At 64.7% G+C, this 15,757-nt stretch carries 12 protein-coding genes; 6 read left to right on the top strand and 6 right to left on the bottom strand.

The window, feature by feature from the left end; translation table 11 throughout:
- Position 1: 1 nt before the first annotated feature.
- From BM136_RS13340 to BM136_RS13330, 3 genes are all read left to right on the top strand, one after another.
- Positions 2-1,363, top strand: a complete 1,362-nt coding sequence (locus tag BM136_RS13340) for an MFS transporter (protein WP_092972280.1) — start codon at positions 2-4, stop codon at positions 1,361-1,363.
- Positions 1,364-1,439: 76 nt separating this feature from the next.
- On the top strand, positions 1,440-2,765 hold the full coding sequence (locus tag BM136_RS13335) for an MFS transporter (RefSeq protein WP_092972279.1): 1,326 nt from the start codon (positions 1,440-1,442) through the stop codon (positions 2,763-2,765).
- 2 nt (positions 2,766-2,767) lie between these two features.
- The gene (locus BM136_RS13330; protein WP_092972278.1) at positions 2,768-3,703 is read left to right on the top strand and encodes an amidohydrolase family protein; all 936 of its coding nucleotides are present in this window, start codon (positions 2,768-2,770) and stop codon (positions 3,701-3,703) included.
- A 34-nt stretch (positions 3,704-3,737) separates the two neighbouring features.
- On the opposite strand, the gene aspA is transcribed toward BM136_RS13330, so the two are convergent.
- The 4 genes from aspA to BM136_RS13310 form a co-directional block, all read right to left on the bottom strand.
- Complete coding sequence (gene aspA / locus BM136_RS13325) at positions 3,738-5,153, bottom strand: aspartate ammonia-lyase (RefSeq protein WP_092972277.1); 1,416 nt, start codon at positions 5,151-5,153, stop codon at positions 3,738-3,740.
- Positions 5,150-6,631: a cysteate racemase gene (locus tag BM136_RS13320; RefSeq protein ID WP_092972276.1), complete on the bottom strand. Its 1,482-nt coding sequence runs from the start codon at positions 6,629-6,631 to the stop codon at positions 5,150-5,152. Before BM136_RS13320 ends, aspA begins: the two co-directional genes overlap by 4 nt.
- Entirely contained in the window at positions 6,628-7,935 is a 1,308-nt protein-coding gene (locus BM136_RS13315; protein WP_092972275.1) for a dicarboxylate/amino acid:cation symporter, read from the bottom strand. The genes BM136_RS13320 and BM136_RS13315 overlap by 4 nt, the downstream gene beginning before the upstream one ends.
- Before the next feature lie 208 nt (positions 7,936-8,143).
- Positions 8,144-9,043: a LysR substrate-binding domain-containing protein gene (locus BM136_RS13310; protein ID WP_092972274.1), complete on the bottom strand. Its 900-nt coding sequence runs from the start codon at positions 9,041-9,043 to the stop codon at positions 8,144-8,146.
- Between the two features lie 212 nt (positions 9,044-9,255).
- On the opposite strand from BM136_RS13310, the gene BM136_RS13305 reads away from it, so the two are divergent.
- Positions 9,256-10,560 (top strand): O-acetylhomoserine aminocarboxypropyltransferase/cysteine synthase family protein, encoded by a 1,305-nt coding sequence (locus BM136_RS13305; protein ID WP_092972273.1) that lies wholly within the window; start codon positions 9,256-9,258, stop codon positions 10,558-10,560.
- Positions 10,561-10,582: 22 nt separating this feature from the next.
- Here the strand turns inward: BM136_RS13305 and BM136_RS13300 are convergent, their stop codons facing one another.
- Positions 10,583-11,500: a LysR substrate-binding domain-containing protein gene (locus tag BM136_RS13300; RefSeq protein WP_092972272.1), complete on the bottom strand. Its 918-nt coding sequence runs from the start codon at positions 11,498-11,500 to the stop codon at positions 10,583-10,585.
- A 255-nt stretch (positions 11,501-11,755) separates the two neighbouring features.
- Here BM136_RS13300 and BM136_RS13295 point away from each other — a divergent pair, with 255 nt between their 5' ends.
- Positions 11,756-13,051: an MFS transporter gene (locus BM136_RS13295; RefSeq protein WP_092972271.1), complete on the top strand. Its 1,296-nt coding sequence runs from the start codon at positions 11,756-11,758 to the stop codon at positions 13,049-13,051.
- A gap of 53 nt (positions 13,052-13,104) precedes the next feature.
- Entirely contained in the window at positions 13,105-14,304 is a 1,200-nt protein-coding gene (locus BM136_RS13290; RefSeq protein WP_092972270.1) for a M20 aminoacylase family protein, read from the top strand.
- Here the strand turns inward: BM136_RS13290 and BM136_RS13285 are convergent.
- Positions 14,283-15,689, bottom strand: a complete 1,407-nt coding sequence (locus BM136_RS13285) for an amino acid permease (RefSeq protein WP_092972269.1) — start codon at positions 15,687-15,689, stop codon at positions 14,283-14,285. The genes BM136_RS13290 and BM136_RS13285 overlap by 22 nt on opposite strands.
- Positions 15,690-15,757: the final 68 nt, after the last annotated feature.

Genomic DNA, 15,757 nt, shown 5'->3' with positions numbered 1-15,757 from the left:
AATGTCCCAGACTTTGAGTGCCACCACGCCAGCGCATGGCGCGGATGCGCGCCCCGCCGCCCCGCTGCCCGACGCGGATTACCAGGCGAGCGAACGCACGCTGGCCAAGGCGTTCCGCCGCATCCTGCCGTTCATCTTTGCCTGCTATGTGATCAGCTATCTTGATCGCACCAACGTGGGCTTTGCCGCGCTCACCATGAACAAGGACATCGGCCTCACGGCCGAGCAGTTCGGGTTCGGGGCGGGACTGTTCTTCATCGGCTATTTCCTGTTCGAGATCCCGAGCAACCTCATCATGCAGAAGGTGGGGGCGCGCATCTGGATCGCGCGGATCATGATTACGTGGGGCATCTTCTCGATGGCCACGGCGTTTGTGGTCGGGCCCAAGAGTTTTGCGGCGGCGCGCTTTCTGCTGGGTCTTGCCGAAGCGGGCTTCACGCCGGGCATCTACCTGTACTTCACGCACTGGTTTCCGGGCAAGTGGCGCGCCAAGGTGACGGCTGCCTTCCTGGTGGGCATTCCGGTGGCGAACATGATCGGCTCACCCATTTCCGGCGCGCTGCTCGAACTCGGTGGCCTGCATGGGCTGCGCAGCTGGCAATGGCTGTTGCTGATCGAAGGGCTGCCGGCCGTGCTGCTTGGCATCGCGTGCCTGTTCGTGCTCGCGGATCGACCGGAAAAGGCGACATGGCTCAGCGACGATGAGAAGGCCGTACTCGCGCGCCGCCTCGCCATGGAGCAACGCGACATCGCCAGTAAACACGGCGCGACCCTGCGCGATGCCATGACCAACTGGCGCGTCTTCGTGCTGGCGTTCATCAACTTCTGCGGCATCGTCGGCTCCATCGGCGTGGGCCTCTGGATGCCGCAGATCATCAAACAGTTTGGCGTCGAGCACACCGTGGTCGGCTGGCTGACGGCCATCCCGTATGCGCTGGGTGCGGTGGTCATGCTGTGGTGGGCGCGCACGGCGAACCGCGCGCAGAACCGCGTCCCGTATGTGGCTGCCGCGCTGGTGGTTGCAGCGGTGGCGCTGGCGGCCAGCACGGCCTTGGATGCACCGGTGCTCAAGCTCGCGGCGCTGTGCGTGACGGTGAGCGGCATCCTGGCGTTCCAGGCCACGTTCTGGGCGATTCCGTCCACCTTCCTTACGGGCCGCGCGGCCGCGGGCGGCCTGGCGCTGATCGTTTCCGTCGGCAACCTGGGCGGCTTTGTCGGTCCGTCGATGGTCGGTGCCATCAAGCAGTACTCGCAGGGCTTTACGGCGCCGCTGCTGGCGGTATCGGCCGTGCTGCTCATCGGTGCGCTGTCCATCGCCTGGCTGGGCGACCCCGGCGCTGATGCCGGTGAAGCCACCCACTGATCGCGCGATCGCAGTACCTTTCTTCCTAGATGTTCAAACAGCGCCGCGCAGCACACGACGGCGCCAGGAGACAAACATGCAAGTGACGGGCAGTACCGATGTCACCGAGATCGAGCAGCGGACCCTGCGCAAGGTGGTCTGGCGGCTCGTGCCATTTCTCATGCTCTGCTACCTGCTGGCTTTCATCGATCGCGGCAACGTAGGCATGGCCTCTCTGCAGATGAATCATGACCTCGGGCTGACGGCCCGCGTGTTCGGGTTTGGCAGCAGCCTCTTCTTTGTGTCGTATTTCTTCTTCGAGGTACCGAGCAATCTGGCGCTGCAACGCTACGGCGCACGCATCTGGATTGCGCGGATCATGATCACGTGGGGGCTGATCTCGGCCGCGACGGCACTGGTGCAAGGCCCGGCATCGTTCTATGCGCTGCGCTTCCTGCTGGGTGCGGCGGAGGCCGGGTTCTTTCCCGGCGTGCTGCTGTATCTGTCGTATTGGATTCCGGCAACGCACCGCGCCCGTATTGTGGCGACGTTCATGGTCGCGATTCCGGCGGCAAGCTTCATCGGCTCGCCCATCTCGGCTGCGCTGCTGCAGATGGACGGGTTTGCCGGCCTGCGAGGTTGGCATTGGCTGTTCATCCTAGAAGGCATTCCGACGGTGCTGCTCGGCATCGCCTGCCTGCGCCTGCTGACCAATCGGCCGGAAGAAGCCAAGTGGCTATCGAATGACGAGCGCCAGTGGCTCACGAATACGTTGGCCGGTGAAGCGCGCGGGCCGAAGAAAGTCGCGCAGATGCCGCTGGCCAAGCTGTTCTGCAATCGCTACGTCCTGTGTCTCGCCCTGGTGGATGTGTGTGCGTCGGCCGCCGGCAGCACGCTGTCGGTGTGGCAGCCGCAACTCCTCAAATCGTTTGGGTTGACCGTCATGCAGACGGGGCTGCTCAACTCGGTGCCGTACGCAGTGGCATCGGTGCTGATGGTGTTCTGGGGCCGCCGGTCCGACCGTCTGAAGGAACGCCGCTGGCACACCGCCATTCCGATGCTGCTGATCGGCCTCGGCCTGTTCGGCACATCGCTCAGCGGGTCTCTCGTGCCAACCATGGTGATGCTGTGCGCGGTGCTGGTGGGTGCGTATTCGTTCAAAGGGCCATTCTGGGCGCTGGCTTCCGGCATGCTCTCGAACAGCGCGGCCGCAGCGGGCCTTGCCACCATCAACGCGATTGCCAACCTCATTGGCGGCGGCCTGATGGTGAACGTGTACGGTTGGGTCAAGCAGGCCACCGGCAGCTACGCGTTGGCGCTGATGCCGTTGGCGCTGCTGACGCTGGTGAGCGTGATGACGCTGCTGCTGTTGAGCCGCTCGAAGCCCGAGCCGCAGGTGCTGAACAAGACGGAGACCGCCTGACGATGCACGCGCTCAATAGAAGACGGTTCCTGCAGATGACAGGCGCCGGCGCCGTGGCGGCGGCCGTTCCCGCGCTCTCCGGGGCGGCGGAAGAGTTGTGGTCCAGCGGCAGAAACCCGCCGACGTTCAACTTGCCGGCCGGTGCGGTGGATTGCCACATGCACATCTACGATGACCGATTCCCCAGCGCCCCGGGCACCACGCTGCGACCGCCCAACGCGAGCATCGAGCAGTACCGCAAGGTGCAGGCGCGTCTGGGCGTGCAGCGCAACGTGGTCGTCACGCCGTCGACGTACGGAACGGACAACCGCTGCACGTTGGATGCGCTCAGGCGTTTCGGGCCCAATGCGCGCGGCGTCGCGGTGGTCGATACCTCCGTGACCGATGCTCAGCTTGCGGAAATGCACGCAGCAGGTGTGCGGGCCATCCGCTTCAACCTCAGCTATCCGGGGGCCACCACCGTCGACATGCTTGCGCCGCTTGCGTCTCGCATCGGCGCACTTGGGTGGCATATCGAGCTTGTCGTGCAAGGCGCGAAGCTGCCCGCGCTGGAGCCGCATCTGCTTGCGCTGCCGTGTCCGCTGGTCATCGACCACATTGCACACGTTCCGCAGCCGGGCGGCATGCAGTCCGACGCCATGCGCACAGCGCAACGTCTGGTCGACAAGGGAAACACGTGGATCACGCTGTCCGGTCCATATGTCGATACCAAGACAGGTGCACCAGCCTATGCGGACGTAGAGCCCGTGGCCAAGACATTCATCAACATGGCGCCCGAGCGCATGCTCTGGGGCACTGACTGGCCGCATCCGACCGAGAAGACGCACAAGCCCGACGATGCCGCACTGGTCGATACGATTGCCGCGTGGATCGGGCGTGCGGATTGGCAACAGATGATCTTTGTCGCCAATCCGGTGAAGCTTTACGGCTTCGGTTGACCGATCCCTTTTCGGCTCTGCGGCCTCGGTTCGGTCAAATCGCCCGGGCCGCCGTTACCGCACGCGGCTGGGCCAGCATGTCCGGTTGCAGAATCTCATCCAACGCCTCGCGGCTGAGCAGGCGTTTGTCCAGCACGAGCTGATACACGCTGGTGCCGCTGATGAGCGCCTCCTGCGCAATGGCCGTCGCATTCGCATATCCAATGTGCGGATTGAGCGCGGTGACGATGCCGATCGAGTGCTCCACATTGGCGCGCAGGTGCGCCTCGTTGGCGGTAATGCCGTCGACGCACTTTCCCGCCAGCGTCAGGCACCCGTTGCGCAGGTGCGAGACGCTCTTGAACAGGCTGTGCGCAATGATGGGCTCGAAGGCGTTGAGCTGAAGCTGCCCGGCCTCGGCGGCGAAGGTGACGGTCAGGTCATTGCCGATCACCTCGAACGCAATCTGATTGACGACTTCCGGAATCACCGGGTTCACCTTGCCGGGCATGATGCTCGACCCCGCTTGCATGGGCGGCAGGTTGATCTCGCCCAGCCCCGCGCGCGGGCCGCTGGAGAGCAGCCGCAGGTCGTTGCAGGTCTTCGACAGCTTGACCGCCGTCCGCTTGAGCACGCCCGAGAGCTGAACGAACGCGCCCACATCCTGTGTGGCCTCCACCAGGTTGTGCGAAGTCACCAGCGGAATGCCCGTGATTCGCGCCAGATGCCGGCAGACCGCGGCCGCATAGTCCGGATGCGTGTTGATGCCCGTGCCGATGGCCGTGGCACCCAGGTTGATCTCGCGCATCAATGCCGCGGCTTCGGCGAGGCGTTCCTGGTCTTCGCCCAGCATGACGGCATAGGCGCTGAACTCCTGGCCGAGTGTCATCGGCACGGCGTCCTGGAGCTGCGTGCGGCCCATCTTGAGCACACCGCGGAATGCTTCGGCTTTGCGCTCGAACGCTTGCCGCAACACGCCCATGGCCTCGATCAGGGCCAGGACGCCCTCGTGCGCGGCTATCCGCAGCGCGGTCGGATAGACGTCGTTCGTGCTCTGGCTCAGGTTGACGTGTTCGTTCGGGTGCAGGTGCTGGTAATCGCCGCGCGCGTGACCAAGAGATTCCAGCGCCAGGTTGGCAATGACCTCATTGGCGTTCATGTTGGTGGACGTGCCTGCGCCACCCTGGATGACATCGACGACGAAATGCGCGTGTGCTTCGCCCGCCCGCACACGCTCGCATGCGTGCACGATCGCGTTGGCATGCAGGCTGTCCAGCAGCCCCAGCTCATGGTTGGCCAGCGCTGCTGCAGCCTTCACGCTGGCCAGTGCGTTGAGCAATTGCGGATAGACAGAAATGGGGGTGCCGGTAATCGGAAAGTTCTCCAGCGCGCGCAGCGTGTGGACGCCGTAATAGGCATCGCTGGGGATTTCGCGGTCGCCGAGCAGGTCGTGTTCGATACGGTGGGTCATGTCGTTTGTAATGAAGCGTTGGAATGCGATGGAGAAGGGTGGGCGAGGGCGCGCGCAACGCAGTGCCGCGCCAGAACATCGGTCGGGTCGATCAGCGTGACGAGCCGGCCTTCAGATGTGTTGACGCTGGCGTGCGGCAGCAGCAGCGGCAGTTCCGTACAGCCGAGAATCACCGCCTCGACGCCGCGCGCTGCCAACTCGTCAATGGCGGCCATCAGATCGTCAATGCAGGCGCCTGCGGTGAAGCCCGCTTTCACGCCCTGCGGGCCGTAGATGGCGTTCATCACACGGGCTTGCTGCTCGGTACTGGGCACCACTTGCTCAAGGCCCGCCGCCTCCAGCGCCTTGCGGTACACACCGCTTGCGACCGTGCCGGAGGTCGCCAGCAGGCCGACCTTGCACAAGGCCGGAAGCGTGCGGCGGATATGCTCGGCCGTTACGGTCAGCATGTTGACGATCGGGATGCTGAGATACGGCTGTACGCGCTCAACGTACGCATGTGCCGTGTTGCACGGAATGGCGATGATGTCGGCGTCGCCCGCCTCCAGCTTGCGGCACGTGGCGTATAGCGAGATGGTCGGGTCCGGCCCTTCACCGATGAGGTTTTCGGTGCGGTCGGGAATCTGCGGGTTTTGCTCGACCAGCAGCTTGATGTGGTCCTGATCGCGCGTGGCCGGCGTGTTACGCACGATTTTCTGCATGAAGTCGACCGTGGCTGCGGGCCCCACGCCGCCCACCACACCCACCTTGAACAGCTTGCCGGGCGCATCGTGTTGCCCCGACACCACGTACTGCGCGTAGGCCAGGTTGGAATCGACGATGGGCACGCCAAGGGGCCCAAGCTCGTCGAGCACCAGGGCGATCTCGGTCAGCCCCGGCAGGATCACGTCGACACCCTGGTCGACGAGATCCGCGCAGGCGTCGCGCAACAGATCGATGGGGCGCCCGCGCAGGTTGCCGCTCTTGATCCCGTCGGGGGCGTACACCGCTTCGGTCACATGGTCGATGCCCTCAACGCGCGGGTGGACGACGTCGAACTCGGGCGCATTGAAGTAGCGCTCGAACAGACGCTTGTTGCGCGTGGTGTCAGAAGCGAGCACGCCGATGCGGCGCGCGGCCGGAAACTTGCGCCGCACGTGGCTACGCAGCCCCGCCATCATGTCGACGATCGGCAACGGAGAATTGGCGGTCAGCTCGTCAATGAAGGTGTGGCTCAAAAAGCAGGGCAGCACCACTGCCCCGATGCCGCGCCGCTGGAAGTCGCGGATCAGATCGAAGATGTAGAGCTTGCGCTCCGTGGTGGCTGCCGTCGAGTGGCCTGCCTGAGAAAACGGATGCTGCTCGAACACGATGTCGAGATGCTCGGCATCGGTGCTGGCCGGGGTGGACTGGATCAGCTTGAAGAACACGTCTGCGCTGGCCAGTGCCCCCAGCCCACCAATCACGCCCAGCGAGCGACGCGCATGCGGTGTTGTCATTTCACTTCGCCCGGAATGCCAAAAACGCCCGAAATGTTGGAGAGGCCGTCGAAACCTGACGTTTGCTCACGCGCGGCCCGGCGCGCTTCCCACTTGGCGATGGCCGTGGTGGCGATGCTGTTGCCGACCACGTTGGTGGCCGTGCGGCCCATGTCCAGGATCTGGTCGATGGCCAGGATCAGCACCACGCCCGAGGGCGGCAGATGGAACATCGGCGCCACCGCTGCCACCACCACCACCGAACCGCGCGCCACGCCAGCCATGCCCTTGCTGCTGATCATCAGCACCAGCAGCATCAGGATCTGCTGCGACAGCGGCATCTCGATGCCGAACGCCTGCGCGATGAAGAGCGCCGCAAACGCCTGGTACATCATCGAGCCATCCAGATTGAACGCGTAGCCCAGCGGCAGCGTGAAACCGACGACCTTCTTGTCGACGCCAAAGGCTTCGAGCTTTTCGGTCAGGCGCGGGTAGGCGGCTTCGCTGCTGGCGGTAGAGAACGCCAGCATGGCCGGCTCGCGAATCGCCTTGAGCAACGCCCACGTCTGGCGCCCCAGGAAGATGTGGCCGATGCCGATCAGGATGGACAGCAGCAGCGCCAGGCCCAGATAGAAGCTGCCGACCAGCTTGCCGTATGTCGTCAGCACATCGAGCCCATGCAGCGTAATCGCCGAGGCAATGGCGCCGAACACGCCGATGGGCGCCAGCGCCATGACGTAGTCGGTCAGCTTGAGCATGGCCGGCACGAGGGCATCGATGGTGCGCGACAGCGGCGCGATACGTTCATCGCCCTTGAGCACGCCCAGCACCACGCCAAAGAACACCGAGAACACCAGGATCTGCAGGATGTCGTTGCGTGCCATGGCATCCAGCACGCTGGTGGGGAACGCGTGGGTGATGAAGTCCTTGAAGTTCAGGCCGGCGGTGTTCAGGCCGGTGGCAACATCAGCGGCGTTGGGCGTCATGTTCAGACCCGCCCCCGGCTGCAGCACGTTGGCCAGCACAAGCCCCAGCGCCAGCGAGATCAACGACGCGCAAAGAAACCACGCGATGGAGCGCAAGCCGATGCGCCGCACGGCCTGCGTGCCCTCCATGCCGGCCAGGCCCGAGACCAGCGTGGCGAGCACCAGCGGCGCGATGATCATCTTGATCAGCCGCAGGAAGATGTCCGTGATGATGGAGAAATAGCCGGCGATGGCTTTGGCGGCATTGGCGTCGGGTGCGAGCTTGTGGCACGCATAGCCCACGGCGATGCCTAGCAGCATGCCTGCCAGGATAGTTGCGGTAAGGCGATTCTTTTTCATGGTGCTCCGTCCAGTGAGGTCTCTTGCCGGAATCGGAGAACACCGAATCCGTGGCCTTTCGCACGACGCCGGCCGGTTATTCGGCTCGGCTTTCATTGCGTGGACGGAGTGTAGGAACGGCAGCGTGCGTCGTGATGCGGCTCCCGCAAGGGCTCATGCGAGCGCCGCATAGTTCGGGTAAACGAGCAAACGGCCTGCCGATGCAGGTTCAGGGCAGGCTCAGATGGCGCCAGAGTTTTTCCAGCAGCTCGTTGCGCGTGTACTGGTTGCGATACACACGCAGGTCCAGATCAAGCGACCACGTTGACCCGCCGGCCGGCACCAATACGCCGGCGGCAAGCTCCGCCTCGATCGAACTCTTTGGCAGCCAGGCAATGCCTTCACCGGCGAGAAGCATCTTCTTGAGCATTTCGGCCATGTCGGATTCATAGTCGAGCCGCAGGAACGGTTGCGCATCGGCCTGGCTCAACAGCAGCGCCAGGCAACGGCCGAAATAGCTCGTGGGGGTGTAAGAGATGAGCGGCAGGGGCCGGTTGGCCGTGCCGGGCAGGCGGTGCATCGGCCCTAGCCGCGCGTTGGGCTTGCTGACCGGCATGAAGGTGTCGCGCCCGACCGTCAGGCTGGGGTACTTGATCGGGTCAAGATGCAGCGGCAGGTTGGGGTGGTCGTACGCGAACATCAGGTCGCAGGTGCCGTTGACCAACATGAGCACCGAGTCGTGCACATTGCCCGGAATAATGCGAGCGCGCAGGTTGCCGATGTGCTTGCCGACCGTCGCCAACCAGGTGGGCAGGCAGTTCAATGAGATGGTGTGACCCGCTGCAATCTGCAGCCCCGGCCCGGGCATGCGGTGCTCGGAGCGAATGATGGCGCGTGTGTCGATCAGCTTGCTCAGCACGTCATCGGCGGCCTCTTCAAACAGGCGCCCGGCTGCTGTCAATGTGGGCGGATAGGTGCTGCGATCCACCAGCTCGGCGCCCACCCACTGCTCAAGCGCCTGGATACGCCGGCTGAAGCCGGACTGGGTGACATTGCGGATTTCCGCTGCCCGCGAAAAGCTCTGGTGCTGCGTGAGGGCAATAAAGTCCTCAATCCATTTGACTTCCATGTCCCCTCCGGCGCGGTGCGTTCAATGCTGTGGAGGCTATCCGTTCGGCTCACGCCAGGTGGCACGTGTTTACCCTAGGTATGCGATATCCGCATGACCGCATGCGGCCTCCGCATCGTGCCGTTTCACGCATAACCAAAGACAAAAACGGTCGTTCCCCCAACCGCAGGGCTGACCCTATGCTCGCCGGACCAACCTTCCGGAGACGCACCATGACGCAGCCGTCCTTGAGCACCGCCCCCGCCTGGAAACCCGACACCGTGGCTGTCCATGGCGGCTACAGCGCCGACCCAACCACCCGCGCGGTGGCCGTGCCGATCTACCAGACCGTTGCATTTGCGTTTGACGACACACAGCACGGCGCCGATCTGTTCGACCTGAAGGTGCCGGGCAACATCTACTCGCGCATCACGAACCCGACCAACGATGTGCTGGAGAAGCGCATTGCCGCGCTTGAAGGCGGCATCGGGGCGCTTGCGCTGGCGTCGGGGCAGGCGGCCGTGACATATGCGATCCAGACGATTGCGGAAGCAGGCGACAACATCGTCTCGGCCAGCACGCTGTACGGCGGCACCTACAACCTGTTTGCGCACACGCTGCCGCAGTCGGGTATCACCACGCGCTTTGCCGACCCGCGTGACCCTGCATCGTTCGAAGCGCTGATCGACGACCGCACCAAGGCCATCTTTGCCGAGACGGTCGGCAACCCGCTAGGCAACATCACCGACATTGCCGCGCTGGCCGAGATCGCGCACCGCCACGGCGTGCCGCTCATTGTCGACAACACCGTGCCGACACCGTATCTGACACGGCCCTTCGAGCACGGCGCCGACATCGTTGTGCATTCGCTGACGAAGTATCTGGGTGGCCACGGCACAAGCCTGGGCGGCGCGATCGTCGATTCGGGCAAGTTTCCGTGGGCCAAGCACAAGGCGCGCTTCAAGCGCCTGAACGAGCCGGACGTGAGCTACCACGGCGTCGTCTATACGGAAGCCCTGGGCGACGCGGCGTATATTGGCCGCGCCCGCGTGGTGCCGCTGCGCAATACCGGCGCGGCGCTGTCGCCGTTCAACGCGTTCCTGATCCTGCAGGGCATCGAAACGCTGGGCCTGCGCATCGACCGCATCACGCAGAACGCCGCGCACATCGCCCGGCATCTGCGCGGCCACGCCAAGGTGGAGTGGGTCAACCATGCAAGCCTGGACGACCACCCCGACCACGCGCTCGTGCGCAAGTACCTTTCAGGCAAGGCCCCGGGGCTGCTTACGTTTGGCGTGAAGGGCGGTTTCGCTGCTGGGGCGCGTTTTCAGGACGCGCTGCAGTTGTTCACGCGGCTGGTGAACATTGGCGACGCGAAGTCGCTGGCCACGCATCCGGCATCGACCACGCATCGCCAGCTTTCAGAGACTGAACTCGCCAAGGCTGGCGTGCGGCAGGAGACGATCCGGCTATCCATCGGCATCGAGCATATCGATGATCTGCTGGCCGATCTGGATCAGGCGCTGGCGTTGGCCTGATCGGGCACGGAATCGCGCTGGCTCACGGCTGCGCCGGCCGCTCCGGATAGGCTTGCCGCAACGCCTGTGCCAGCGCGTCATACAAGCGCGCGCCGAGCGCTGTCAGAACGTGGCGATCCCGCGTGAGCAGGGAGATGACGCGCTCGGGCATTGGCTGATCAGTCTCGATAAAGTCGATCGTCTGACGGATGATGGGCGAGCGCGTCGATTCGCTCGACAGCAGGAGCAGGGCGTCCGATTTCCAGCACAGCTCGAGCAGCAGCGTCATGGAGTTGCATTCGACTACGCGCTCGGGCGGGGCGAGACCGGCATCGGCAAACAGTCGGTACAGCGGCGAGTGCTCGTCAGCAAGCGAATCAGGGGCCAGCCACTCTTCTTGCTGCAAGGCATGCAGAGGCTGGTGGCCGCGCAACGGGTGACCCTTGCGTACGCCGATCAGCGTCTGCGCGCGGCAGACCACGGTGTGGTCGAAACCGCGCTCGCCCGGCTGCAACTGAGACGTCAGGGCAAAGTCGATGGCGCCCTCGCGCAGCAGTTCCAACAACTGGCCCGGACGTGCCTCCAGGATGCGCAACCGCGCATTGGGAAATTCGCGCCGGAAGGTCACGAGGCAATCGGCCACCGGCCCGATGAGCGCGGTGACCGGGGTGACGCCCACCGTCAGTTCGCTCGTCACCGCCCCTTTCATGTCTTCCAGGTCTTCCCGTGCGCGCTTCACGCTTTCGTTGATCAAGCGTGCATGCCCGACCAGGCGCTGGCCATACGGCGTAAGCCGGATGCCCTTGCTCGAGCGTACGAACAGCGTTGCGCCCACGCTCGTTTCCAGCTCCTTGATGGTCTTGCTGAGCGCGGGCTGCGTGACGTGAAGCAGGCGCGAGGCCTCCTGGATGCTGCCCGTCTCGGCAACGGTGACCAGTGCGCGTAGCTGGTTGAGCTTCATAGGTGTCCTTGATACACGGTGCAGCGAAGGGTTGGCATGCCACGCCGTCAGCCAGCAACTGTACTGTGGAATCCGCCTCGGGCGGCCGTTGGGCTAGCCGGGCAGGCTGGGATGCGCGCTCCCGCCATAGCCAACAGCTATAGCCATGAAAAAAAGCGAGAGGCGGAATCGGCCCGACAGCTCCTACTATTGCCCTTCAATCCAGCGCATTGCGGGACGCTCATAGAAGCCCGCCCGACTGGAGGAGACATCAAGATGGATGCCCAGATCGCCGTGCCCGCTGGCGCCCCGCGCCAAGGCACCACCACCGTCACCCCGCATTCGAGCCGCGCTGTCGTTGCCGCCGCCATCGGCAACGGGCTCGAGATGTACGACTTCACGGTCTATAGCTTCTTTGCCGCCACCATCGGGCGATTGTTCTTTCCGTCGAGCAGCCCGCTGGCTTCGTTGCTGTTGTCATTCGCCACGTTTGGTGCGGGCTTTGTCATGCGGCCGCTGGGTGCTGTGCTGATCGGCAACATGGCCGATCGGCGTGGCCGCAAGGCAGCACTCACACTGACGATTGCATTGATGACGGCCGGCACCGCGCTGATCGCCTTCACACCGAGCCACGCGACGATTGGCGTGACGGCAACGGTGCTGGTGGTGCTAGGGCGCTTGCTGCAGGGGCTGTCGGCCGGCGGGGAAATCGGCGCGGCGTCGGCACTGCTGCTGGAATCGGCCAGCAAGGGCCGGCGTTGCTTCCTGGTGAGCTGGCAGGCAGCCACGCAGGGCGCGGCGGCGCTGCTCGGCGCGTTGAGTGCGGCCGGTGTGAGCGCCGTGCTCAGCCCCGAGACTTTACAGAGCTGGGGCTGGCGGTTGCCGTTCTTGGTGGGCTTGCTGATCGCGCCGGTCGGCATGTACATACGCCGGCATCTGAAGGAGACGCACGAGGCCGCCCCGCACGGAAGCGTGGTCGACGTGCTTCGCCAGCATGCGCGCACGCTGGCGCTGGGCATGCTGCTGATGACGGGGGCCACTGCGTCCATGTACATCCTGATCTTCTACATGCCCACGTATCTGATCCACTCTTTGCACATGCCGCCGGTCACGGCGTTTCTCACGGCCTGCGTGGCGGGGGCAACCATGCTGGTCATGTCGCCGCTGTTTGGTCTGATTGCCGACCGCCTGCCGACACGCAAGCCGATGCTGTATGTCGCGTCTGCGGTCAGCCTGTCGTGCACGTACCCGGGCTTCGTGCTGCTGTCTTCCGGTGCGGGGTTGGCTCTCACCATGGGGTTGATCGCGCTGGGCGTGACGATCATGGCCGTCAGCAATGGCGCGGGTGCGGCGCTGCTGATGGAAGCCTTCCCGCGCCAGCATCGCGCAACCGGCATGTCGGTGATGTACAGCCTGGGGGTGACCGTGTTCGGCGGCTTTGCGCCGCTCGTCGTTACGTGGTTGCTGGGCGTAACCGGCAACCCGATGGCACCGGCCTGGTATCTGCTGGCCAGCAGTGCAATCAGCCTGGGCGCGCTCACGCTGTTCCCGACGTATCCCGGCCGCGATTGAGATTGATATCGCGCCATCGTTGCTTTTACCCAGTTCGCCTCTGACCTAGCACCATGTACCTCGATCCGAATTCACCCAGCATCCCCCAGGCCCTGCACGTGGGCGCTGACCGCTTTGCCGAACTGCGTCATCGCATCCATGCCAATCCGGAATTGGGTGCCGACGTGCCGCACACCTCCCAGCTCGTCGCCGGTCTGCTGCGTGAATGGGGCTATGACGTGCACAGCGTCGGCGGCCACGGCCTGGTGGGGCAATTGAAGGTGGGCAACGGCAAGCGCACGATCGGCCTGCGCGCCGACATGGATGCGTTGCCCATGCAGGAGCGCACAGGCTTGCCCTACGCCAGCCAGGTGGACGGCCGCATGCATGCGTGTGGCCACGATGGCCATACCGCCACGTTGCTTGCCGCCGCCGAGCACCTGGCGGCCACGCGCAACTTCAACGGCACCCTGAACCTCATCTTCCAGCCCGATGAAGAGGGGCTGTCCGGCGCCGTGGCCATGATGGAGGATGGTCTGTTCGAGCGCTTCCCCTGCGATGGCATCTACGCTTTCCACAACGCGCCCGGCTTGCCGCTGGGCGTGGCCGTCGTGCAGAGCGGCCCGCTGGGCGGTTCGTCAGATCGCGTGACCGTGACTTTCAGCGGGCGCGGTGGCCATGGCGCCATGCCTAACCTGGCTGTGGACCCGACGCTGGCTTTGGCGGCGACGGTGGTGGCGCTGCAGGGCATCGTCTCGCGCAACGTCGCGCCTGTGGATGCGGCCGTCATCAGCGTTGGGCAGATGCAGGCTGGAACGACCCACAACATCATCCCCGAAACGGCCATGCTCAAGTTGAGCGTGCGCGCCACCAAGCCGGAGGTGCGCGAGCTGCTGGAGACGCGCATCCGCGAGGTCATTACGCACCAGGCCGCGTCCTATGGCGTGCGCGCAGAGATCGTCTACGAGCGGTTGGTGCCGGCTATCTGCAATACGCCCGAGCAGACCGCCTTCGCGCGTCGTGCCGTGGCGAGCGTGCTGGGCGAGGAGCGCGTCATTCAGGTGCCGCCGTCCTCGCAGATGGGCAGTGAAGATTTTGCCTGGATGCTGGAGAAGCGCCCTGGCTGCTACTTCGCGCTGGGCAACGGTTTGGGCGGCCAGTGGGTCGGCTGCTCGCTGCACAACGACGGCTACGATTTCAATGACAAGCTGATTCCGATCGGGGCAGCGTGCTGGGTAGCGCTGGTGGAGGATCAGCTGCGCGCAGAGGGCTGACGCGCAGGCGACACCCCCAGCCGCGCCTGCCGGAATACCAGGGTCATCACCAGCAGGAACGGCACACCCACGACCAACGTCATGCGGAAATCTGCCATCCACGCCGTACTGACGATGATGACCGCCATCGCGATGGCCCCGATGACGGTCAGCACCGGAAAGCCCCACATGCGAAATCGCAGCGTGCGCCCTTCGCGTTCCGCTGCGCGGCGAAAGCGCAGGTGCGTGATGAAGATGACGAGCCACGTAAAGAGCGCGCCGAACATCGCCAGCGACATCATCAGCAAGAACGAGTGCCCCGGCAGCACCACGCTCAGCACGGCAGCCAATGCCGCACCGGAACTGGACACCGCCAGCGCGCGCAGCGGCACGCCCCGCTGGCTCACCACACCGAGTGCCCTGGGGGCCTGCCCGCCACGTGCCAAGCTGAACAGCATGCGCGTCGACACATACAACTGCGCGTTCATCGACGACAGCGCCGCCGTCAGCACCACAAAGTTCATCACGCCTGCACCGCCGGCAATGCCGAGGATCTCCATCACCCGCACAAAGGGGCTTTTGCCCGTGCCGGCCTGCTGCCACGGCACCACGGCCAGCATCAGTGCGAGCGTGCAGAGGTAGAAGAACACCAGCCGGAACAGCGTGGAGCGGAATGCGCGGGTGGCGGCTGCTTCTGGCTCGCGCGCCTCGCCGGCAGCCACGGCAATCAGCTCGATACCGAAGAAGCTGAAGATGCTGACCACCGCGCCAAACCACACGCCATTCCAGCCGTGCGGCGCAAAGCCGCCCGCGCTCACGTAGTTGTGAAAGCCGATCGGCCCGCCTTCGGGTGCGCGATGGATGGCATAGCTCGCCACCGCCAGAAACGCGACGATCGCCACCACTTTGATCATCGAGCACCAGTATTCGGCCACGCCGAATACTTCGACGCTGCTGGCGTTGATCCACACGAGCACGGCAGAGAAGCCCACGATCCATACCCAGGCCGGCACGCCCGGAAACCAGTACGCCATGTACACCGCCACCGCCGTCACCTCCGCGCCGATCACGAAGACGACCGCCGCCCAATACGCGTAGCGCACCAGAAAACCGGCGAGCGGGCTCACGTAATGCTCGGCATACGCGCCGAAAGAGCCGGTGGTCGGGTGGGCCACTACCATCTCGGCCAGACAGCCCATGAGCAGCAGGGCGATGAGTGCACCGATGGCGTAGCTTGCAATCACGCCCGGGCCGGCCAACTGAATGGCCGCGCCGCTACCCAGGAACAAGCCGGTGCCGATCGCGCTGCCGATGGCGATCATGGCGAGTTGCGCAGAAGAGAGACGGTGCTGCAGGCCGCCTTCGCGTGCGGCCAGCGCTTCGAAGCTGCCGGTGGCCTTGGTCATGGTGTTGTCCTGACGGGGAAAAGGCCGGGATGATACGCCGCTCCATGCAAGACGCCCCGCGCGGAGGC

This window comes from Ralstonia sp. NFACC01 (genome assembly GCF_900115545.1).
Lineage (GTDB): Bacteria > Pseudomonadota > Gammaproteobacteria > Burkholderiales > Burkholderiaceae > Ralstonia > Ralstonia mojiangensis.
Note: the sequence above shows the minus strand (reverse complement) of the source record. Positions and strands in the feature narration are given on the sequence as shown.